The 21902-nt window shown below is 61.9% G+C and carries 21 protein-coding genes; 3 read left to right on the forward strand and 18 right to left on the reverse strand.

Annotated elements, in window-relative coordinates:
- Positions 1-17: 17 nt before the first annotated feature.
- Positions 18-596, forward strand: a complete 579-nt coding sequence (locus tag ACK6BI_RS10605) for a Maf family protein (protein ID WP_409317038.1) — start codon at positions 18-20, stop codon at positions 594-596.
- A gap of 48 nt (positions 597-644) precedes the next feature.
- Here the strand turns inward: ACK6BI_RS10605 and sppA are convergent, their stop codons facing one another.
- The 3 genes from sppA to rluC are packed head-to-tail and all read right to left on the reverse strand — an operon-like array spanning position 645 to position 3267.
- Positions 645-1634, reverse strand: a complete 990-nt coding sequence (sppA, locus tag ACK6BI_RS10610) for a signal peptide peptidase SppA (protein ID WP_065257235.1) — start codon at positions 1632-1634, stop codon at positions 645-647.
- A 24-nt stretch (positions 1635-1658) separates the two neighbouring features.
- A complete protein-coding gene (locus ACK6BI_RS10615) occupies positions 1659-2321 on the reverse strand; it encodes an HAD-IA family hydrolase (protein ID WP_409317039.1) in 663 nt (220 codons plus the stop codon).
- Positions 2308-3267, reverse strand: a complete 960-nt coding sequence (gene rluC / locus ACK6BI_RS10620; protein WP_260520555.1) for a 23S rRNA pseudouridine(955/2504/2580) synthase RluC — start codon at positions 3265-3267, stop codon at positions 2308-2310. The genes ACK6BI_RS10615 and rluC overlap by 14 nt, the downstream gene beginning before the upstream one ends.
- A 697-nt stretch (positions 3268-3964) precedes the next feature.
- Between rluC and rne the strand changes: the two genes are divergently transcribed.
- Positions 3965-7174, forward strand: coding sequence for a ribonuclease E (gene rne, locus ACK6BI_RS10625; protein ID WP_409317040.1), 3210 nt, complete (start codon positions 3965-3967; stop codon positions 7172-7174).
- A 68-nt stretch (positions 7175-7242) separates the two neighbouring features.
- On the opposite strand, the gene ACK6BI_RS10630 is transcribed toward rne, so the two are convergent.
- The 12 genes from ACK6BI_RS10630 to ACK6BI_RS10685 all read right to left on the reverse strand — a co-directional run bounded on the left by ACK6BI_RS10630 (position 7243) and on the right by ACK6BI_RS10685 (position 18691).
- Positions 7243-7839 (reverse strand): nucleotidyltransferase family protein, encoded by a 597-nt coding sequence (locus tag ACK6BI_RS10630; protein WP_409317041.1) that lies wholly within the window; start codon positions 7837-7839, stop codon positions 7243-7245.
- Positions 7836-8813, reverse strand: a complete 978-nt coding sequence (locus tag ACK6BI_RS10635) for an XdhC family protein (RefSeq protein ID WP_409317042.1) — start codon at positions 8811-8813, stop codon at positions 7836-7838. Before ACK6BI_RS10635 ends, ACK6BI_RS10630 begins: the two co-directional genes overlap by 4 nt.
- On the reverse strand, positions 8813-11134 hold the full coding sequence (locus tag ACK6BI_RS10640) for a molybdopterin cofactor-binding domain-containing protein (RefSeq protein WP_409317043.1): 2322 nt from the start codon (positions 11132-11134) through the stop codon (positions 8813-8815). Before ACK6BI_RS10640 ends, ACK6BI_RS10635 begins: the two co-directional genes overlap by 1 nt.
- Positions 11131-11601: a (2Fe-2S)-binding protein gene (locus tag ACK6BI_RS10645; RefSeq protein ID WP_409317044.1), complete on the reverse strand. Its 471-nt coding sequence runs from the start codon at positions 11599-11601 to the stop codon at positions 11131-11133. The genes ACK6BI_RS10640 and ACK6BI_RS10645 overlap by 4 nt, the downstream gene beginning before the upstream one ends.
- A 246-nt stretch (positions 11602-11847) precedes the next feature.
- Positions 11848-12867: a UDP-N-acetylmuramate dehydrogenase gene (gene murB, locus ACK6BI_RS10650; RefSeq protein WP_409317045.1), complete on the reverse strand. Its 1020-nt coding sequence runs from the start codon at positions 12865-12867 to the stop codon at positions 11848-11850.
- Complete coding sequence (locus tag ACK6BI_RS10655) at positions 12864-13328, reverse strand: low molecular weight protein-tyrosine-phosphatase (protein WP_409317046.1); 465 nt, start codon at positions 13326-13328, stop codon at positions 12864-12866. Before ACK6BI_RS10655 ends, murB begins: the two co-directional genes overlap by 4 nt.
- A complete protein-coding gene (kdsB, locus tag ACK6BI_RS10660; protein ID WP_409317047.1) occupies positions 13328-14092 on the reverse strand; it encodes a 3-deoxy-manno-octulosonate cytidylyltransferase in 765 nt (254 codons plus the stop codon). Before kdsB ends, ACK6BI_RS10655 begins: the two co-directional genes overlap by 1 nt.
- Positions 14089-14274, reverse strand: a complete 186-nt coding sequence (locus ACK6BI_RS10665; RefSeq protein WP_003179363.1) for a Trm112 family protein — start codon at positions 14272-14274, stop codon at positions 14089-14091. Before ACK6BI_RS10665 ends, kdsB begins: the two co-directional genes overlap by 4 nt.
- A 24-nt stretch (positions 14275-14298) precedes the next feature.
- On the reverse strand, positions 14299-15309 hold the full coding sequence (gene lpxK, locus ACK6BI_RS10670; protein WP_409317048.1) for a tetraacyldisaccharide 4'-kinase: 1011 nt from the start codon (positions 15307-15309) through the stop codon (positions 14299-14301).
- The gene (locus ACK6BI_RS10675; protein WP_105705320.1) at positions 15309-15737 is read right to left on the reverse strand and encodes a biopolymer transporter ExbD; all 429 of its coding nucleotides are present in this window, start codon (positions 15735-15737) and stop codon (positions 15309-15311) included. The genes lpxK and ACK6BI_RS10675 overlap by 1 nt, the downstream gene beginning before the upstream one ends.
- Complete coding sequence (locus ACK6BI_RS10680) at positions 15734-16369, reverse strand: MotA/TolQ/ExbB proton channel family protein (RefSeq protein ID WP_176704393.1); 636 nt, start codon at positions 16367-16369, stop codon at positions 15734-15736. Before ACK6BI_RS10680 ends, ACK6BI_RS10675 begins: the two co-directional genes overlap by 4 nt.
- A 78-nt stretch (positions 16370-16447) precedes the next feature.
- The gene (locus ACK6BI_RS10685) at positions 16448-18691 is read right to left on the reverse strand and encodes a DNA internalization-related competence protein ComEC/Rec2 (RefSeq protein WP_409317049.1); all 2244 of its coding nucleotides are present in this window, start codon (positions 18689-18691) and stop codon (positions 16448-16450) included.
- Between the two features lie 135 nt (positions 18692-18826).
- Between ACK6BI_RS10685 and ACK6BI_RS10690 the strand changes: the two genes are divergently transcribed.
- Positions 18827-19345, forward strand: coding sequence for a DUF2062 domain-containing protein (locus tag ACK6BI_RS10690; RefSeq protein WP_409317050.1), 519 nt, complete (start codon positions 18827-18829; stop codon positions 19343-19345).
- Between the two features lie 59 nt (positions 19346-19404).
- Here ACK6BI_RS10690 and ACK6BI_RS10695 read toward each other — a convergent pair whose 3' ends face one another.
- The 3 genes from ACK6BI_RS10695 to ACK6BI_RS10705 form a co-directional block, all read right to left on the reverse strand.
- The gene (locus ACK6BI_RS10695) at positions 19405-20184 is read right to left on the reverse strand and encodes an ABC transporter permease (protein WP_065257251.1); all 780 of its coding nucleotides are present in this window, start codon (positions 20182-20184) and stop codon (positions 19405-19407) included.
- On the reverse strand, positions 20181-21113 hold the full coding sequence (locus ACK6BI_RS10700; RefSeq protein ID WP_065257252.1) for an ABC transporter ATP-binding protein: 933 nt from the start codon (positions 21111-21113) through the stop codon (positions 20181-20183). Before ACK6BI_RS10700 ends, ACK6BI_RS10695 begins: the two co-directional genes overlap by 4 nt.
- 131 nt (positions 21114-21244) lie before the next feature.
- Positions 21245-21868 carry a glutathione S-transferase family protein gene (locus tag ACK6BI_RS10705; RefSeq protein ID WP_409317051.1) on the reverse strand — a complete coding sequence of 208 codons (624 nt, stop codon included), beginning with the start codon at positions 21866-21868 and terminating at the stop codon, positions 21245-21247.
- Between the last annotated feature and the right edge of the window lie 34 nt (positions 21869-21902).

A 21902-nucleotide genomic window follows, 5' to 3' on the forward strand; every position in this document is an offset into this window, starting at 1 on the left:
TGACTCTGGAGATGCGAATGCTGCCTTTATTACTCGCTTCAAGCTCGACCTATCGTCGGGAATTGCTCAATCGCCTGCGCTTGCCGTTCGTCTGCTGCTCGCCGGATATCGACGAGAGCCATCGCCCCGGCGAATCAGCCGTCGAACTGGTCAAACGCCTCGCCGAACAGAAAGCCCGAGCCCTGGCCGACAGCCACCCCGCCCACCTGATCATCGGTTCCGATCAGGTTGCGGTACTCGGCGAGCGCATCATCGGCAAGCCACACACTTTCGAAAAAGCCCGCGAACAGCTGCTGGCCGCCAGCGGCGCCAGCGTGACCTTTCTGACCGGCCTGGCACTGCTCAACAGCCAGACGGACCACTGCCAGGTCGACTACGTGCCTTTCACCGTCCACATGCGCACACTGGATCAGGCCCGCGTCGAGCGCTACCTGCATGCAGAACAACCTTACGACTGCGCCGGCAGTTTCAAGGCCGAAGGCCTGGGCGTAAGCCTGTTCCAGTCCACCGAAGGCCCCGATGCCACCAGCCTGATCGGATTACCGCTGATTCGCCTGATCGACATGTTGCTGGCGGAAGGCGTGCAGATTCCCTGAGCCACAAAAAACCGGCCACGAAGGCCGGTTCCTTTATGCTGCAATCAATCAGCGCAACGACGGACCGTTGAATCCCATCCACATTGCCAACTGCTCAGCCACACTGGCACCCAGCTTTTTCGAGAAACGGTCGAACGGCGATTCCTGAACCGTGAAGTCCACAAGCTCCTTTTCGCCAATCACGTCACGCGCCACGGAACTGGCATTACCCAGACCGTCAATCAAACCCAGCGGCAGCGCCTGCTCGCCGGACCAGACCAGCCCGGAGAACAGCTCCGGATGCTCTTTATCCTTCAGGCGGTCGCCACGACCCTGCTTGACGCTATTGATGAACTGATTGTGCGTTGTATCCAGCACACTCTGCCAGAACGCCGTTTCGTCCGGCTTCTGCGGCTGGAACGGATCGAGGAAGGACTTGTGCTCACCGGAGGTGTAAGTACGACGCTCGACACCCAGCTTCTCCATGGTGCCGACAAAACCGTACCCTGCCGCCGTCACACCGATGGACCCCACCAGACTGGCCTTGTCGGCATAAATCTGATCCGCCGCACTGGCGATGTAGTAGGCACCGGACGCACCAAGATCGGAGATCACCGCATACACTTTGGTATCCGGGTGCAGGCCGCGCAGGCGCTTGATCTCGTCATACACATAACCCGACTGCACCGGACTGCCGCCCGGGCTGTTGATGCGCAGGATCACGCCCTTGACCTTCTTGTCCTCGAACGCCGCTCGCAGACTGCCGACAATATTGTCAGCACTGGCCGGCTCCTTGTCGGCGATCATGCCGGTGACATCGATCAGTGCGGTGTAGCTGGAGCCGCGCGTAGCGCTCTTTTCCATATCCATCAACGGCGTGAACAGGATCAGCGCAACAAAAAGATAAACAAACGTCAGCAACTTGAAGAAGATGCCCCAGCGCCTGGAGCGACGCTGCTCCTGCACACTGGCCAGCAACGTCTTTTCCAGCAGCTTCCAGCTTTTCGCATCACCCTCGTCGGCAGTTGCCTTGGCCGGTGCTTTCCATTCGTCGGTCATGCCATCCACCCCAGCAAAAACGTATTAAGCCTGCTGCCCCAGCCAGGCATGCAATTCAGAAAACCGGTCAATCGACAGTCGCGGCTCAAACCGCTGCAACGACTCGATCGACTGCGCCCCGTAACTGACCGCAACCGAGCCCATGCCGGCATTACGCGCCATCTGCAGATCGAAAGACGAATCCCCGACCATCAGCGCCTGTCCTGCAGATACACCGCAATGCGCCAGGATCTGCTCCAGCATCAGAGGATGCGGCTTGCTCGCGGTTTCATCGGCGGCACGGGTGATATCGAAATATTCCTCCCAGCCATGCGCCTTGAGCACCCGATCCAGCCCGCGACGATTCTTGCCGGTCGCGACCGCCAGGTGATAGCCATCCTCGCGAAAGGACGCCATCGACTCGAGTACACCTTCGAACAATGGCGAGGGCACCGTTTCCGCCGCGATGTAGTGCTCGGCATAAAACTCACGAAACGCGATCATTTCGGCATCGCTGATTTCGGGATACAAGGTACGGATTGCCTCAGGCAAACCCAGACCGATGATGCCCTTGACGGCAAAATCATCACGCAACTCGAACCCCGAACGCCCCGATGCCGCATGCATCGCCTCGACGATCCGACCAATGGAATCGGCCAGGGTGCCGTCCCAATCGAAAATCAGCAGTTTGTAGTCAGGGTGCCGCACTCAGACGCTCCACAGTCTTGGCCCACATCTCATCGACGGGGGCCTGCAAATTCAGCTTGCCACCATCGGGCAGCGGCACGGTGAGCATGTAGGCATGCAGGAACAGACGCTTGCCGCCCAGATCGCGAATTTCCCTGGTGAAGTTGTCGTCGCCGTACTTGCTGTCGCCAGCAATGCAATGCCCTGCGTGCAGGGTATGAACGCGAATCTGGTGGGTGCGGCCTGTCACCGGCTTGGCCTCGACCATGGTCGCGAACTCGCCGAAACGGCGAAGGACCTTGAACACGGTCAGCGCCTCTTTGCCTTCATCATTGACTTCGACCATGCGCTCGCCGGAGCGCAGGTTGCTCTTTAGCAGCGGCGCACGGACCTGCTTGATGGAAGTCGCCCAGTGGCCGCGCACCAGCGCCATGTAGCGCTTGTCGACGCCATCACCGCGCAACTGCTCGTGCAAGTGACGCAACATGCTGCGTTTCTTGGCGATCATCAGCAGACCGGAAGTGTCGCGGTCGAGGCGATGCACCAGCTCCAGCTCCTTGGCGTCGGGGCGCAACTGACGAAAGGCTTCGATCACGCCGAAATCCAGGCCGCTGCCACCGTGAACCGCAATGCCCGCGGGCTTGTTGATCACGATCAGCGCCTTGTCTTCATACACAATCGAGGCTTCCAGGCGCTGCAACAACCCCTGAGCCACTGGAACGGGTTCGTCACGCTCCGGCACGCGAACCGGCGGCACGCGCACGATATCACCGGCCTGCAGCTTGTATTCGGGCTTGATCCGACCTTTGTTAACCCGCACTTCGCCTTTGCGTAAAATGCGATAAATCAAGGTCTTGGGCACGCCTTTGAGCCGGGCGAGGAGAAAATTGTCGATTCGTTGGCCGGCATATTCCGGCGAGACCTCAAGCAATTGAACGCCTGGAGTCGAAGGGGCAGTAGTCGTCATGCGGCGGATAATAACAATTTTTATGGATTTGAAGCACTTAATCATTGCTGCTATAGTCGCGAACGCCGCCAAAAGCGGCCTGGACAGCGGAACCACGGTCAACAACCGGCCCTGACCAACGCAATTCACCAGGACGCAAGGCCGTCCTACGGGGCTTTCGCTACGTAACGGTGGAGTTTGCAGCTGTAACAAGCGCAGGTGACATGAGGCCTGAATCACGCCGCAAAGCAGAGTTCTGACTCGCCACGCGAGCCATATTCACGGCCAGTTCACAAAGTGCGGTCAGCCGCGGATGACCCCGAGCGAAAACGCCGGAAACACCGCCTGAATTAGCCATGATGCGTGACCTCCCTTTACGGAGCTCACGGTAAATGCCAACCCGCTGCGGATTCTGCGCGCGGCAGCACCCGAATTATCAGGGATACGTGTAGGGTGGAGATGCACAACCGCTGGACTGTGTAGCAACAGGCTTTATCAAGACGCTTCATCTCGTCCACAGCCGCGTTTGATTCCTCCTCCTGACTGAGTGCTTAAGTAGCCACAGCAAGCAGGACGCGTACGTCGCGATAACGGCCCAATTGGCCGGACATCGCTGGACACGGGAATGGCCAGCCACTCCCGACGCACCTGACACCGACCGTGAGAAGTCGTGTGTGCCGAACGCCGTTTCCGGCAGCCCGGAAACCGACGGTACTACATGAAAAGAATGCTGATTAACGCAACTCAACCCGAAGAGTTGCGTGTTGCACTGGTAGATGGCCAGCGCCTCTACGACCTGGACATCGAATCCGGTGCACGCGAGCAGAAAAAGGCCAACATCTATAAAGGCCGTATCACTCGCATCGAACCAAGCCTTGAGGCTGCCTTTGTCGATTTCGGCTCCGAGCGCCACGGCTTCCTGCCCCTCAAGGAAATCTCCCGCGAATACTTCAAGAAAGCCCCCGAAGGTCGCGTCAACATCAAGGACGTCCTGAGCGAAGGCCAGGAAGTCATCGTTCAGGTCGAAAAAGAAGAACGTGGCAACAAGGGCGCAGCCCTGACCACCTTCATCAGCCTGGCCGGTCGTTATCTGGTCCTGATGCCGAACAACCCGCGTGCCGGCGGCATCTCCCGCCGCATCGAAGGCGAAGAGCGCAACGAACTGCGCGAAGCGCTGAACGGTCTGGTCGCACCGGCCGACATGGGGCTGATCGTGCGCACGGCCGGCCTGGGCCGCAGCAGCGAAGAAATGCAGTGGGACCTCGACTACCTGCTGCAACTCTGGACCGCGATCAAGGAAGCCTCTCTGGATCGTTCCGCGCCGTTCCTGATCTACCAGGAAAGCAACGTCATCATCCGCGCCATCCGCGATTACCTGCGCCAGGACATCGGCGAAGTACTGATCGACAGCGTTGAAGCACAGGACGAAGCCCTGACCTTCATCCGCCAAGTGATGCCGCAGTACGCCAGCAAGATCAAGCTGTACGAAGACAGCGTTCCGCTGTTCAACCGTTTTCAGATCGAAAGCCAGATCGAGACCGCTTTCCAGCGCGTCGTTGAGCTGCCTTCAGGCGGCTCCATCGTCATCGATCCGACCGAGGCCCTGGTGTCCATCGACATCAACTCGGCGCGCGCCACCAAAGGCAGCGACATCGAAGAAACCGCTCTGCAGACCAACCTTGAAGCCGCCGAAGAAATCGCCCGTCAGTTGCGCCTGCGTGACATCGGCGGCCTGATTGTCATCGACTTCATCGACATGACCCCTGCCAAGAACCAGCGCGCCGTGGAAGAGAAAGTCCGCGAATGCCTGGAAGCCGACCGTGCCCGCGTGCAGATCGGCCGCATTTCGCGCTTCGGCCTGCTGGAAATGTCCCGTCAGCGCCTGCGCCCTTCGCTCGGCGAAAGCAGCGGCATCGTCTGCCCGCGCTGCAGCGGCACCGGCATCATCCGTGATGTCGAATCGCTGTCCCTGGCGATCCTGCGCCTGATCGAAGAAGAAGCCCTGAAAGACCGTACCGCCGAAGTCCGCGCCCAGGTGCCGATCCCGGTGGCGGCATTCCTGCTCAACGAAAAACGCAACTCGATCACCAAGATCGAACTGCGCACCCGGGCCCGCATCGTCATTCTGCCGAACGATCATCTCGAAACCCCGCATTTCGAAGTTCAGCGTCTGCGTGACGACAACCCGGAAGCCGCCAACAATCAGTCCAGCTACGAAATCGCTGCCGCCGCTGCCGAGGTCGAAGAGGCTCAACCTGCTGCGGCAACCCGCACCCTGGTTCGTCAGGAAGCTGCAGTCAAGACGGCTCCTGCCCGCGCCAACGCTCCGGCTCCGACCGAAGTCGCTGCTCCGGCCCCGGTTGCCGCACCAGAGCCAAGCCTGTTCAAAGGTCTGGTGAAGTCGCTGGTCAGCCTGTTCGCGACCAAGGAAGAGCCTGTTGCTCCGGTTGTGGCTGAAAAACCTGCCGCCGAGCGCCCGGCCCGCAACGAAGAGCGTCGCAACGGTCGTCAACAGAGCCGCAACCGCAACGGTCGCCGCGACGAAGAACGCAAGCCGCGCGAAGAGCGTGCTCCACGTGAAGAACGCGCACCGCGTGAGCCACGTGAAGAGCGTCAGCCTCGTGAAGCCCGCGAACTGCGCGAGCCACGCGAGTCCCGTGACGAAGCACCGGTAGCCCGCGAAGAACGCGCCCCACGCGCCCCTCGTGAAGAACGTGCACCACGTGCTCCGCGTGAAGATCGCAAGCCGCGTGGCGAGCGTGAAGAACGCGTACGTGAACTGCGCGAACCTCTGGATGCCGCTCCAGCCGCTGCCGCCACCGCTGAAGAGCGTCCGGCCCGTCAACCGCGTGAAGAGCGTGCGCCACGTCCTCCGCGTGAAGAGCGTCAACCGCGTGCCGAACAGGCCGCTGCTGCCGTGGCTGAAGAAGACATCACCACCAACGAAGAGCAACTGCCGGAAGACGGTTCTGAAAACGCCGAAGGCGATCGTCCACGCCGCCGCTCCCGTGGTCAGCGTCGTCGCAGCAACCGTCGCGAGCGCCAGCGTGATGCCAACGGCAACGTGATCGAAGGTTCGGAAGAGTCCGCCGAGAACGCTGAAAGCACCGAGCCAAGCACTGCCGACCTGGCGGCTGGTCTGGCTGTTACTGCCGCCGTTGCCAGCACCGTGATCAGCGCTCCGGCCGAAGCTCAGGCCCACCAGCAAGCTGAACGCGCCACCGCTGCAACGCTGGAAACCGCTTCGGTAGAAGCTCCGGTTGTCGAAGCCACCACCCCGGTCGAAGTGATTGCTGCTCCGGAAGTCGAAGTGGCGCCGGTTCGCGAAGCTCAGCCTCAGGTTGAAGTCGCCGCCGAACCTGCTTTCGTCGCGCCGCAGCCTGTTGCAGTCGCAGAGCCGGTGGTCGAAACCGTCACTGAAACCGTGCGCGAAGTTCGTGAAGAACAGACCGCTTTCAACTGGGTGGCCGAGCCGGCTGTCGCCGAAACGCCAGCGCCAGCGGTTGAAACGCCTGTCGTGGAAGAAGCCAGGGCTGCCGAGCCAGTAGTGGTTGCCGAACCGGCACCGGTCGTTGAAGCGCCAGCGGTAGAAGCGCCAGTTGTCGCCGAAGCACCTGCTCCGGTAGTTGAAGCGGCTCCAGTTGTCGCTCCAGTCAGCGCCCTGACCCCAAGTGGCCGCGCACCGAACGATCCGCGTGAAGTGCGTCGTCGCAAGCGTGAAGAAGAGCGTCTGCAGAAGGAAGCCGAACTGGCTGCCGCTGCCGCCGCTGCTCCAGCCGCTGCCGAAGTGGTCGAGGCAGCCCCTGCCCCGGTCGCTGAAGAAGCTGCCGTAGAAGTGATTGCCGAAGCACCACGTTCCGTTCAGGACGCGGTCGAGCACCGCGAACAGGTCCAGGAAAAAGAACACGAGCCTAAACCTCTCGTCTGATTCCGAGCGCCAATGAAAAGCCCCGCCTGGTGAACCAGGCGGGGCTTTTTTATGCCTCGCGACTTGTATCAGGCCTGCGGAAAAACCAGCGCCTGAGGCACATCGATATCCCACAGCACACCGGGATCATCCACCGCCACTTCCACCACCCGCCCCTGTTTGAACAAAGGCCTGGCCCCACGATCACCGGACAATGCCATCAGTCCGTGCCCAAACGAGCGACCAAATCCGACCGGATGCCCAAACTCGCCACCCTGCACCGGAACACTGACCACATCCTCGGCAATCGCCGCCACTACCTGTTCAATGCTCGATGGCAGGATGAACGGCATATCACCCAGCACGATCAACCAGCCATCGGCATCCGGGCAAGCCGCCACACCCGCCGCGATGCTGTCGCCCATCCCCGCAGGCTCGATCGAAACAATGTCACACCCGTATGCCTGTGCCATACGCATTGCCTGCGGCCGCGCTTCGGTCGTTACCAATACGCGTTTGTCGAGACTCGTCGGCAGGTTAACCAGCACCTGCTCGATCACCGAACGCACGGCACCGTCGCGCCCGGCGCAGTCGGCCAGCAACTTGTCCTTGTCGGCACCCGCCACTTCGCGAAAGCGGCTGCCCTCGCCTGCCGCCAGCACAATCACTCCAATGGATCGACTCATGCCCGTTCCGCCTTCTTGCGCTCCAATTCGACGCCATTCTTGATCGCCACGATTTCCGCCAGCAGCGACAACGCGATCTCTGCCGGGGAATGACTGCCGATCGGCAGACCGATCGGCCCATGCAATCGAGCGATGGCCGCTTGCGACAAGCCTAGCTCAGCCAGGTATTCCCGGCGCTTGAGGCTGTTGGTACGTGAGCCCAGGGCGCCGACGTAAAACGCCCTGGAGTCCAGCGCCGTCAGCAGCGCCATGTCGTCCAGACGCGGATCGTGAGTCAGGGCAACGATGGCGGTGCGTTCGTCGGTTTGAATGCTCAGCACTGCCTCATCCGGCATCCCGGGGACAAAGCGGCCATGCTGTTCTTCCCAGTCATACACGAATTCGCTGCGGGGATCGCAGATCAGCACTTCGAAATCCAGCAATCGCGCCATCTCGGCCACATAACGCGACAACTGCCCGGCACCGATCAGCAGCAAACGCCAGCGCGGGCCGTAGATGGCACGCAGGGTCTTGCCATCGAAGACCAGTGAGTCCGTTTTGTTTGCTGGCGAAACAATCACTTCCCCGCTTTCGAGATTCAGCTCGCGAGCAACGATTTCGTGAGCCTCACAACGAGCCAGCAGTGCGGCGACCCACGCCGGATTACCGACCCGTTCCTCGGTCAGGCGCAAAGTGCCGCCGCAAGGCAGGCCGAACCGCGCCGCCTCCTCCCGCGTCACGCCGTAGGTGATCAACTGCACCGGTGGCCCGTCGGCGGGAATCCGCCCATCGTGCAGACGGGCGATCAGATCATCCTCGACACAACCGCCGGACACCGAACCGATCACTACGCCATCCTCGCGCAACGCCAGCATCGCGCCGGGCGCCCGGGGCGCGGTGCCCCAGGTCTGCACGACAGTGAACAGCACCACCCGCTGCCCGGCGCGCCGCCACTCGAGCACGCTGCGCAGGACATTGAGATCAGCGCTGTCCATCACGCTTGCGCCTTTTGCCAGCCCTGCAACTGGTAGCGCACCGGCAGGTTGCGAATGCGCTGGCCGGTCGCAGCGAAGATCGCATTGCACAGCGCTGGCGCAATCGGCGGCACGCCCGGCTCACCGACGCCGCCCAGCGGCACCTCGCCCGGCGGCGTCACCAGATGCACCGCGACTTCCTTCGGCGCCAGCGACATGCGCGCCACTTCATACATATGGAAGTTGTCCTGCTGCACCTTGCCGTCCTTGAAGCTGATCTCGCCCCAGACGGCATTGCCCAGGCCCATCACACACGCACCTTCGAACTGCGAACGAATGCGCTCCGGGTTGATCTGCGGCCCGCAATCCACGGCGATATCGGCCTTGTGCACGATCAGCGTGCCGTCGTCCTTGACCTCGACTTCGATCACCGCCGCCACATAAGTGACGAAGCTGTAATGCACTGCCAGGCCGAGACCACGGCCCTTGGGCAACTGACGCCCCCAACCCGCAGCCTTGGCCGCGGTTTCCAGCACGGTGCGCATGCGTCCGGTGTCGATTGGATAACGCTCGGGGGATTCGCCGTAGTTCCACTCTTCGCTGAGCGTGCGCGGGTCGATCTGACGATCCGGGCCGAGCAATTTGATCTGATACTTGAGCGGGTCTTCCTTGGCCTTGTGCGCGAGTTCGTCGACAAAACTCTGGATGGCAAAGCCATGGGGAATGTTCGACACCGAGCGATACCAGCCGACTCGCGTATGAACCGCGGCTTCAGGGTTTTCCAGACGCACGTTGGGAATTGCATACGCCATGTTGGTGAACCCCATGCCCAGCTCGAACGCGGCTTCGTGATTCATGCCCGGCGCAAAGAGCGCGGTAATGCTCGGCGCCACCGTGCGATGCAGCCAGGCGGACGGCAAGCCATCCTTGCCCACGCCGGCCTTGAGGTACTCGGCCGACACGGTGTGGAAATACGAATTGTGGATGTCGTCTTCACGCGTCCACTGGACCCGCACAGCCTTGCCGGGAAACTCTTTGGCGAGAATGGCGGCTTCGACAACGAAATCCGGCTTGGACTTGCGACCAAAACCGCCGCCGAGCAGGGTCACGTTGAAGGTCACGTTGTCGAACGGCAGACCGAGGCGCTCGGCAATTCGCTCACGGGTGACCTGTGGCGCCTGGCTTGGCGCCCATGCTTCGCACACGCCCTCTTGATAGCGGGCGATGGCCACCATGGGTTCCATTGGTGCCTGTGCCAGATGCGGCAAGTAATAGGACGCTTCCAGCGTGCTGACAGCGCTGCCGATGGCTTTGTCGATATCGCCGGTGTTGCGCACGACCTTGCCCGGTTTCAGCGAAGCGGCTTCCAGCTCCTTGCGATAGACAATCGAGTCGTAGCCGGCGTTCGGGCCGTCGTCCCACTCAATCTTCAGGGCCTCGCGGCCCTTGAGCGCCGCCCAGGTATTACTGGCGACCACGGCCACACCACCCAACGGCTGAAATTCCGAAGGCAATGGCCGAGGCTCGACCTGGATGACTTTCAGCACGCCCGGCACTTTCAGCGCGGCGCTGTCGTCCACCGACTTGACCTTGCCGCCATACACCGCAGGACGGGCGATCACCGCGTACAGCATGCCGTCGAAATGCACGTCGGCCCCATACACGGCACGGCCGTTGACGATATCTTCGCCGTCGATGGCCTTCGTCCCCTCCTTGCCGATGTAGCGGAGTTCCGACGGTTGTTTGAGCCGCAGGCTGTCACGGGCCGGCACTGTCAGCGCACTGGCCGTGGCGGCGAGTTCACCGTAACCCAGCTCGCGCCCGGACGGTACGTGAATGACTTTGTGCAGTTGCGCGCGGCACTCGCCGACCGGCACCTTCCACTGCGCAGCGGCGGCCTGTTCCAGCATGGTACGGGCAGCGGCGCCACAGCGACGCATCGGCTCGTACCAGTGACGCATGCTGCGCGATCCGTCAGTGTCCTGGTTGCCGAAACGCACTTCATCGCCCGGCGCCTGTTGCACTTTGACGTGGGCCCAATCGGCTTCCAGCTCATCGGCGACTACCATGGTCAGGCTGGTGCGCACGCCCTGGCCCATTTCCGAACGGTTGCAGACCACGGTCACCGTGCCGTCGGCGGCAATGCTGACGTAGACCTTCGGATCATCGATCCATCCGTTGGGCATACCATCGGCACCGAATTTCTTCGGTTTGTCTTCAGCCAACGCATCCTGCCAGCCCCAACTTGCGGCCAGCACCAGCGCCCCGGTGGCGCCGACACCCTTGAGGAAGCCCCGGCGACTCAGGTTGCTCAGGGCAAAATCGTTCGGCAAACGGCTCATGCCTTGGCCTCCTTCAGGTGAGTGGAGGCCTGGCGGATGGCGGTCTTGATCCGGTTGTAGGTGCCGCAACGGCAAATGTTGCCGACCATCGCCTCTTCGATCTGCTCGTCGCTCGGGTTCGGGTTGGACTTAAGCAACGCGGTGGCGGACATGATCTGCCCACCCTGACAGAACCCACACTGGGCCACGGCAGTGTCGAGCCAGGCTTGCTGGACGATCTGACCGATCGGATCGGCATGCAGGTTGTCGATGGTGGTGACATTCTGGCCGGTCACCGAACCGACCGGCGTGATGCAACTGCGCACCGGCAATCCGTCGATATGAATGGTGCAGGCGCCGCACAGGCCCATGCCGCAGCCGAACTTGGTGCCGTTGTAACCGGCGACGTCACGGATCGCCCACAACAGCGGCATGTCCTCGGTGACATCGAGTGGATGGTCTTGGCCATTGAGTTTCAGGGTAATCATGGGCACGCCCGCATATTCAGGGAGGTTATGGGGTCGAGCAATCTGCCGCCGGAAATCAGCGGTGGGTTCACGCAGATCGACTCAGGCTAATGAGGCTCTCTTGTGCCGACGAAAACGTCTGCACCGGGCCTTTGGTAGAGCAAAGGGGTTTATCGTTAGCTGGCTAAGTTAACCCGGGATTAACAAAAAAGCCCTGCACTTTTTTAAATAGTGCAGGGCTCTGGATGGCGCCTTGAAAGCGTAGCCTCAATAACGGTTGGGCTCCATTTCCAGCTCGACATTGAAACGCTCTGCAATGTCTTTCTGGATACGTTGCGCCAGATCGAGCAGTTGCAGCCCGGTCGCCGCACCGTAATTGACCAGCACCAGCGCCTGCAATTTATGCACGCCGGCATCCGCCTCACGGAAACCTTTCCAGCCTGCCCGCTCGATCAGCCAACCCGCCGCCAGTTTCATCTGCCCGTCCGGTTGCGCGTAGGCCACCAGATCCGGGTGCTGCGCCTTGATCTGCGCCACAACGGCTGCCGACACCAGCGGGTTCTTGAAGAAACTGCCGGCATTGCCCAGCACCGCCGGGTCCGGCAGTTTCTCGCTGCGGATGCTGCAAATGGCGCGGCTGACATCCGTCGGCGTTGGCCGCTCGATGCCCTGCTCGGTCAGGCGCTGACGCACCGGACCGTACTCCAGATGCAGATGGGCGAAGCGGTCCAGTGCAAAGCGCACCCGCAGGATCAACCAGCGCCCAGGCTGCTGCTTGAACACGCTGTCGCGGTAAGCGAAGTGGCACTCCTGCAGACTGAAGTCGCGCAACTCGCCGGTCTGACGATCCAGCGCCGTCAGGCCGGCGAACACGTCCTTGATCTCGACCCCGTAGGCACCGATGTTCTGCATCGGTGCGGCGCCGACGGTGCCGGGGATCAGGCTGAGGTTTTCCAGCCCCGAGAAACCCTGCGCCAGCGTGTGCTGCACGAACGGGTGCCAAGGCTCGCCGGCTTCGGCTTCAATCACCACGCGGTTGCCGTCATCACTGACAACACGGATGCCGCGGCTGGCCATACGTAGCACCAGCGCCGGAATGTCCGCCGTCAGCAACAGATTGCTGCCGCCGCCGATCACCAGCAACGGCACGTCGTGGGAGGTCGCGTAAGCCAAGGCTTCGCGCACATCAGCATCACTGTGGGCTTCGGCAAACAGTTGCGCACGAACGTCGACGCCGAAGGTGTTGAACGGTTTCAGGGAAACCTGAGGATGTACCTGCAAACTCATAACCGGCCCTTCACTTCGATCAACAACCGGTCGCAGGCGCGCTCGATCAGATCCAGCACCTGCTCGAACCCCTGATCGCCGTCGTAATACGGATCCGGCACTTCATCGACTTCGCCCTCATAGCGACGCAGGAACAGGTCCAGCTCGGCCTTGCCGGTGGACGGTTGCAGCGCCTTGAGGTTGCGCAGGTTGCTGTTGTCCATGGCGAGGATCAGGTCGTAGCTGGCGAAATCGGCGCGGCTGACTTGTTGCGCCCGTTGCGCCGACAGGTCGTAACCACGCAGTCTGGCCGCGGCCTGGCTGCGCTTGTCGGGCGGATTGCCGACGTGCCAGTCACCGGTGCCGGCGGAGGCCACTTCAACCTGAGTCGCCAGCCCGGCTTCGCGCAACTTGTGGCGCAATACGCCTTCGGCGGTTGGCGAACGGCAGATATTGCCCAGGCACACAAACAGAACGCGCATCAGGCCTCCAGCAGGCGACGGACGCGCTCGAGGTCTTCAGCGGTGTCGACCCCGGTCGGCGGCGCGATCAGCGCGTCAGCCACGTGAATCCGCACGCCGTGCCACAGGGCACGCAACTGTTCGAGGGATTCGGTGTTTTCCAGCCAGCACGGGCCCCAGCTCACGAAGTCCTGAAGGAAGCCGGCGCGGTAAGCATAGATGCCGATGTGACGGCGATACGGCACACCTTCCGGCAGCACGTCGCAGCTCTTGGCGAATGCGTCACGGGCCCACGGCAGGGTCGCACGACTGAAGGTCAGCGCCAGACCGTTGAGGTCGCTGACAACCTTGACCACGTTCGGGTTGAACAGGGTTTCCACGTCTTCGATAGGCTCGGCCAGGGTGGCCATGCGCGCTTCGGTATGGGCCGCGAGGTTGGCGGCAACCTGATCGATCACGCTTGGCGGGATCAGCGGTTCGTCACCCTGGACGTTGACCACAATGGCATCCGGCTCCAGGCCCAGCTTCGCGGCGACTTCGGCCAGGCGGTCGGTACCGGAATTGTGATCTTCACGGGTCAGCACCACTTCGGCGCCGAAAGCCTTGCAGGCTTCGACGATGCGCGCATCGTCGGTGGCCACGACCACGCGGCTGGCGCCGCTTTTGCTCGCCTGCTCCCAGACGTGCCGGATCATCGGCTTGCCGGCGATGTCCAGCAGCGGTTTGCCCGGCAGGCGGGTCGAGGCGTAGCGCGACGGGATGACAACGGTGAAGGCTGTGGTCATTTATCCAGACGCTCGTCGGTGGTCAGGGTGCGGGCTTCGCTTTCCAGCATCACCGGGATACCGTCACGGATCGGGTACGCCAGGCCGGCGCCCTTGCTGATCAGTTCGGTCTTGTCGGCGCTGAGCTTGAGCGGGCCTTTGCAGACCGGGCAGGCGAGGATGTCGAGCAGTTTGGTGTCCATGAACATTCCCTGGATAAAAACGGTTTAAGGCAAAAGCCGATCCGGCAGCAGACGCATCAACTGTGTGTCGAACCAGGCCACGAAGGCCGGCGACGGCACGGCATCGACCGCCAGGTACCACCAGTCGGCGGCAGCGAAGGCGCGGCACTTCACCGCGTCCTTTTCGGTCATCACCACTGGCAATGACGGCGTGAAACTCAAGGCCTGCACGCTGTATTCGGCGTGGTCGGCAAACGCGTGGGGCACAGGCCGCCAGTCTAGCGCTTCGAGGGTATTGAAGAAACGTTGCGGGTTGCCGATGCCGGCCACCGCATGCAACGACTGCCCGGGCGGAAAATGATCGAGTGACCGGCGTTCGCCGCTTTGCAGATTGACCAGCGCCGTGGGTTGCAGTCGGAAGGCAAAACCGTCGTCACGATCCTCGCTGGCACCGTTGAACAATACGCCATCGACGCTTTGCAGGCGCTCGACCGGTTCACGCAAGGGGCCTGCGGGCAGACAGCGCCCGTTGCCCAATCCGCGGGCGGCATCGATCAGCACCAGCTCCAGGTCACGCGCAAGACGATAATGCTGCATGCCGTCGTCGGAGAGGATCAGATCCAGCGGCTCACTGGCCAGCAAGGCTTTGACGGCGGCGGCCCGGTTCGGGTCGATCATCAATGGCACACCGGTGCGCTGCACGATCAGCAGCGGCTCGTCGCCCGCGATGTCGGCGGGCTGATCTGCATTGACCCGCCACGGCAATTGCGGCGGCCTGGCGCCGTAGCCGCGACTGACCACCCCGACCCGCAACCCGCTGCGCCGACAGTGTTCGATCAGCCACAGGATCATCGGCGTCTTGCCGGTGCCGCCGACAGTAATGTTGCCGACCACGATCACCGGCACCGGCGACTGGTAGATCTCGCCCTCGCCGTCGAGAAAACGCTGGCGCTTGCCGGCGACGACGCGGCGATACAGCCACTCCAGCGGCCGCAACAGGGTCAGGGCCGGATGCCCCTGATACCACGCGGCGAGCAGACGATCGGACATGGCCATCAGGATTTGGGCGCCGCCTCGACCGTGGTCATGCGCAGATGGCTGAAACCGAGCTTGCCGGCCGCGTCCATGGCGGTGATCACGGATTGGTGCTGGGTCTTGCCATCGGCACTGATCGACAACGGCATGTTGGTGTCACCATTGGATTCTTTTTGCATGGCTTCCATCAGGGTCGCCAGGTCGTTCTTCGGCAGAATTTTGTTGTTCACCGAGAACACGCCTTCAGCGCTGATGGCGACGTCCAGTTGCTTGAGCTGCTGATCCTCGGCCGGCGAGCCGCTGACCGCTTCAGGCAGGTCGACGCGCAGCTGCGTCTCGCGGGTGAAGGTGGTGGTCACGACGAAAAACAGCAGCAGAATGAACACCACGTCGATCAGCGACGCGAGGTTGATATCGATGGTTTCCCGGGGCTTGCGACGGAATTTCACGCTTTGCCCCCGGCCAGATCGACGTCACGGTCGCCCTGCACCACTTCCACCAGTTTGATCGCTTCCTGCTCCATGCCCACCACCAGCTCATCGATGCGGCGTTGCAGGAAACGGTGGAAGAACACCGACGGAATACCGACCATCAGACCCGCCGCCGTGGTGATCAGCGCCTTGGAGATACCACCGGCCAATACCGAAGCGTTGGTGGTCATGCCGGAACCGGTGAAGGCGCTGAAAATGTCGATCATGCCCAGCACCGTGCCCAGCAGCCCCAGCAGCGGCGACATGGCGGCGATGGTGCCCAGCGCATTGACGTAGCGCTCCAGCTCGTGGATGACCCGGGCGGCGGCTTCTTCAATGCACTCTTTCATGATCTCGCGACCATGCTTGGAGTTGGCCAGGCCCGCGGCGAGGATTTCACCCAGCGGCGAGTTGGCGCGCAGTTCCTTGAGTTTTTCCGTGTTGAGCTGCTTGTCCTTGATCCAGACCCAGACCTGGCCCAGCAGATGCTCAGGGGTGACGCGACTGGCGCGCAGCGTCCACAGGCGTTCGGCGACGATCGCCATGGCGGCGATGGAACTCAGAATGATCGGCAACATCATCCAGCCGCCGGATTTGACCAATTCCCACACAGTGACAGCCCCCTCGAAAAAGTGCGCCACTTTACCATACCGGTTCACGATAAAGACCCGTCGCCCCGACGACCGTGCTCAACGGATCTCTGCTCCCGACAACGGCGGGTCACGCCAGAACCGACGTTGCTGACGCATCGATCGGGCCGGCTGAAACCGGCCCAGTTGCAGATGAATGGCGCCCTGCTCGACGCTGTCATGGATGCGTATTCCCAATTTACGGTAGCGGGCGACGACCGTCGGGTGCGGATGGCCGAACGAATTGCCCTGCCCACGGGAAATCAGCACAGCCTGCGGCTGCAAAACCTTGAGCAAGGCCATTGAGGAAGAACTGCGGCTGCCATGGTGCGGGGCCTGTAACCACTGGGTGGGAACCGCCAGCGCGCTGTCGAGCAGATCCCGTTCGGCAGCGCTGTCGATGTCGCCTGTCAGCAGCAACCGCTCGCCGTTGGCTTCGATCTGTAATACGCAGGAACGCTGATTGCTGTCATGGGCGCCGGACCACTGCCATTGATGAAAGGCAACACCGTCCCACTGCCATTGCCGGCCACTTTCACAGGCCTCGGCATTCAGTTCCTCGGGCAACCCGGGAGGATCGCCGCTGATCACCCGACCGACCGGCAAGCCTTTCGCCACGGCGCGTGCGCCCCCCGCGTGATCGGCATCGGCATGACTGAGCATCATCAAATCGATTCGCTCCACACCCAGTTTGTGCAAGGCCGGCAGCACCACCCGCTCGCCGACATCGAAATCACCGAAGCGTGGGCCGCTGTCGTACAACAATGTGTGGTTACGGGTGCGGATCAGAATCGCCAGCCCCTGACCGACGTCCAGTTGCCAGACATCGGCCACGCCTTCGTCGAGGCGCTCCCGGGGCGGCAATGCCAGCACCAGCAGCAACGGCCAGCCCAGAGGCCGCAATGGAACACCCCGGGGAAGCAACAGCAGCACGGCACCGATACAGCCCAGCAACAGAATCCAACCGGGCATCGAAGCGGCGCCCCATGCCGGCCAGCGCCCGGCAATCAGGGCAAGAGCCCTGAACAATCCATCGATCAACCCGCCGGCCAGCCATAACAGACCTTCGCCGACATAGGGGATCGGCAACAACAAGGTGCCGAGCAATGCCGGGGGGAGCACCGCAAAACCGATCCACGGTACCGCCAGCAGATTGACCAATGGCCCACTGAGGCTGATCGGCAGGCCCAGGATCAACAACACCGGGCACAAGCCAATCGCGATCAGCCATTGCGCCCGGGTCCATGTCTGCCACCAGCGCCAAGGTCCCAGACGACCGCCAAACGTGAAAATCAGCACCGCCACTGCCGTAAAGGACAACCACAATCCCGGACGCAGACTGGCCAGCGGATCCATCAACAACACACCATTGAAGGCCAGCAATAACGGCCACCAGGCACCGAGATGGCGAAATCGCAATCGCCACAGCAAGACCAGCGCGACCATCACGCAGGCCCGCCGCACCGGTACGTCGAACCCGGCCAGCAGGCCATATCCCAATGCCGCCATGAATGCCAGCCCACAGGCCCACGGCAGCCAGGGCCAACGCAATGGCCACACACCGAAGCGTGCCAGTCCCGCGACCAACCCGTACATCACAGCCGCCAGCAGACCGATGTGCTGCCCGGAAATCACCAGCAGATGCACGGTGCCGGTGTCTTGCAATATCTGCCAGTCCTCGCGACCGAGCCCCGAGCCATCACCCAGTACCAACGCCGCCAGCGCTGCGCCCCGCCCTTGGGTATCCGCTTCCAGCAAACGCTGGCGGATGCTGTCGCGCCAGGCCCCTTGCGCCGGCGCCAGCCGATGGCCGTCCTTCACCGAACCGGTGGCGCCGATGCGTTGCGCCAGCAACCAGGCCTCGTAATCGAAGGCGTCGGGATTGAGCAGCCCGCCGGGGCGCCTGAGCTTGACCGCCAGGCGCCATCGTTCGCCACTCTTGACCGGTGGCCCTTCGTACCAGGCCAGGCGCATCAACGACGGCAGTTTTTCGTGACGCGAGCGGGCATCGGCCAGTTCGAACCGCACCACAGCATCGCCAGTTTGCGGAAGGCCGACCACCCGCCCCTCCATCCAGCGCGTCTCGCCATCCAACTCCGCCGACAATCGATCATCCTGCGCCCATTGCGCACCAATGCACGACCAGGTGATGCCGAACAGCAAAAAAGCCAGTGCACTGGTGCGAAACGGCAAGAGCATCAGCGCCACGCCCGACAACAGAACCATCCATCCGACCGACGGTATCGCCGGCAAAAAAACCGGTGCCAGCAGACCGACTGCCAGCGCCATCATCCCTGTGCGCATACGCCCGTCCTTGAGAGTCCCTCATCAGGCATAGCGCTTGTGGAGCAGAGAAGTCGTCAACAATTGTCACAAAGTCTGAATGGGCGGCTCATAGAATCCAGACATACTTGCCGCCTGGACCGACCGAGAAGCCTTATGCCCCGGCGCTTATTCAAACGTTACATGCCCGACCCGACGAGCATCAGGGAACACAAATCCTTACGCTTTCTCGGCAAGTTGCTGCATGACCCGAACCTCTGGCACCTCAACCGGCACTCGGTAGCCCGGGCCATGGCGGTCGGCATTTTTGCGGCTTTCCTGCCGATTCCCGCGCAGATGCTGGTAGCCGCCGCACTGGCCATCACCGTGCGCGGCAACATGCCGATCGCTGTCAGCCTGGTCTGGCTGACCAATCCGGTCACCATGCCGCCGGTGTTCTACTGCACCTACAAAGTCGGGGCGTGGCTGATGGACATCCCCGCCCGCACCCTGCCGGATTCGTTGACCTGGGAGTGGATCAGTGGCGAACTTTCGACCCTGTGGCAACCGTTCCTGCTCGGTTCGGTGGTGGTCGGACTGACGCTGGGCGCCCTCGCCTATTGCCTGGTGATGATGTACTGGCGCTGGTGGGTCGCCCGACAGTGGGCGCGGCGCAGGAAAAGTCGCCAGCCATGAATGCAAAACGGCCTCCGTTGCAGGAGGCCGTTTTGCATTGCATTGAACCGGCAGATGAATCAGGTACGCATGCCGCGTCCGCTCACCAGCAACCGCGCACAACCGAAATACAACACCACGGTCGCCACCAGCATGAAAGTGATCGCAATGCCGATACGGATGTCCGACACACCGAGGATGCCGTACCGGAAGGCGTTGACCATGTGCAGCACCGGGTTGGCCAGTGACACGGTCTGCCAGAACGGCGGCAGCAAGGTGATCGAATAGAACACGCCACCCAGGTAGGTCAGCGGGGTCAGCACAAACGTCGGGATGATCGAGATGTCATCGAAGTTACGTGCAAACACGGCGTTGATGAACCCCAGCAGCGAGAAGATCGTGGCCGTCAGTACCACCACCAGCACGGTGATGCCCAGGTGATGCACCTGCAGGCTGGTGAAGAACAGCGACAGAATGGTCACGATGATGCCTACCATCAGGCCCCGCAGCACGCCGCCGAGGGTGTAGCCGATCAGAATCGTGTGTGGCGACACCGGCGACACCATCAGTTCTTCGATGGAGCGCTGGAACTTGCTGCCGAAGAAACTCGATACCACGTTGCCGTATGAGTTGGTGATCACCGACATCATGATCAGCCCCGGCACGATGTACTCCATATAGGAGAAACCGCCCATGCCGCCGATCTGCTTGCCGATCAGGTTGCCGAAGATCACGAAGTACAGAACCATGGTGATCGCCGGCGGCAGCAGGGTTTGCGGCCAGATCCGCATGAATCGCCGGACCTCGCGGTACACGATGGTATTGAGGGCGACGAGGTTGGGGCGCAGTTCGGAACTCATACCGCCACCTTCGACAGGTTTTTTTCCACCAGGGACACGAACAGCTCCTCAAGGCGATTGGTTTTATTGCGCAGGCTCAGCACCTCGATGTTCTGCAGGGCCAGCTGGCCGAACAGCGCGGTGATACCCATGGACTTGTCGACCTGGACTTCCAGGGTATGCGCATCCACCAGCCGGGCAGGATAACCGGCCAGTTGTGGCGCGACACTCAAGTCGTTCTTCAGGTCGAGCAGAAAGGTTTCCACATGCAGCTGCCCAAGCAACTGCCGCATGCTGGTGTTCTCGACGATGGAGCCGTGGTCGATGATGCCGATGTTGCGGCACAACTGTTCGGCCTCCTCCAGATAATGCGTGGTGAGGATGATGGTGATGCCTTTCTGGTTCAGCTCGGTGAGGAACGTCCACATCGAACGGCGCAGTTCGATATCCACCCCGGCGGTCGGTTCGTCGAGGATCAGCAGACGCGGCTCATGCACCAGCGCCCGGGCGATCATCAGACGCCGCTTCATGCCACCGGACAGCGAACGCGACGGCACATCGCGCTTGTCCCACAGGCCAAGCTGGGTCAGGTACAGCTCGGCGCGTTCCTTGGCGATCTTCGCCGGAATGCCGTAGTAGCCGGCCTGAGTCACGACGATGTCGAAGGTCTTTTCGAACTGGTTGAAGTTGAACTCCTGGGGCACCACGCCGATCGAGCGTTTGAGGGCCGCAGGGTTCTTGTCCAGGTCGTGACCGAAGATGTTCACCGTGCCGCTGGTCTTGTTCACCAGGGTGGAGAGAATGCCGATGGTCGTGGACTTGCCGGCGCCGTTGGGGCCGAGCAAGGCGAAGAAATCACCTTCGGCGACGTCCAGATCGATACCACTCAAGGCCTGGAACCCGTTGCCGTAGGTTTTGGTTAGCTGCCGGATGGACAGAGCGGAACTCATATCGGATTACGCACCAAGAAGAGAAATAGGACTGAATGACGGCGGGCGGCGAGGGAAACAACCGCGGCGCACACGCGCAATGGTGCTTGCCGTCGCCGCACAAGTACAGTCAAGTGTGTCGATAGTAGGTATTAAGTCAACGCGGTCATGACGGCCTTGCGATAGGCCGGGCGCTGCTTCAGTCGCGCGTACCAGGCCTCCAGATGCGGCATCGGCGCACGCTCGATCGGCATTTCGAACCAGGCATAAATGAAACTGCCGAGCGGAATGTCGCCCATGCCGATTTCACTGCCGGACAGGTACGGCTGGTTTTTCAGGGCCTGATCGGCCATGACCAGCAAGCCTTCGCATTCCTTGATCGCGGCATGAATCGCCGGCCAGTCCTGCTTTTCGGCAGGGGTGCGCAGAACGCCCCAGAACACCGTACGGAACGGCCCGGCAAAACTGGACGTGGTCCAGTCCATCCACTTGTCGGCGATCGCGCGGGTTTGCAGGTCCGCCGGATACCACGAAGTGTTGGCTGCGTGCCTGGCCAGCAGGTAGCGGACGATGGCGTTGGATTCCCACAACACGAAACCGTCGTCCTCGATCACCGGCACCCGACCGTTCGGATTCATCGCCCGGTACTGTGGCGTGTCGACCACCCCGAACGCACCACCGGCATCGATCGCCTCGTAGTCCAGTTCGAGCTCTTCGGCAGCCCACAACGCTTTTCTGACATTCGACGAATTCTTGCGACCCCAGATCTTCAGCATGACCGCCTCTTTTCCATTGAGTGGGCGAGCAGCA

It is taken from the genome of Pseudomonas sp. KCJK9016, assembly GCF_046231795.1.
Classification (GTDB): Bacteria; Pseudomonadota; Gammaproteobacteria; order Pseudomonadales; family Pseudomonadaceae; genus Aquipseudomonas; species Aquipseudomonas bananamidigenes.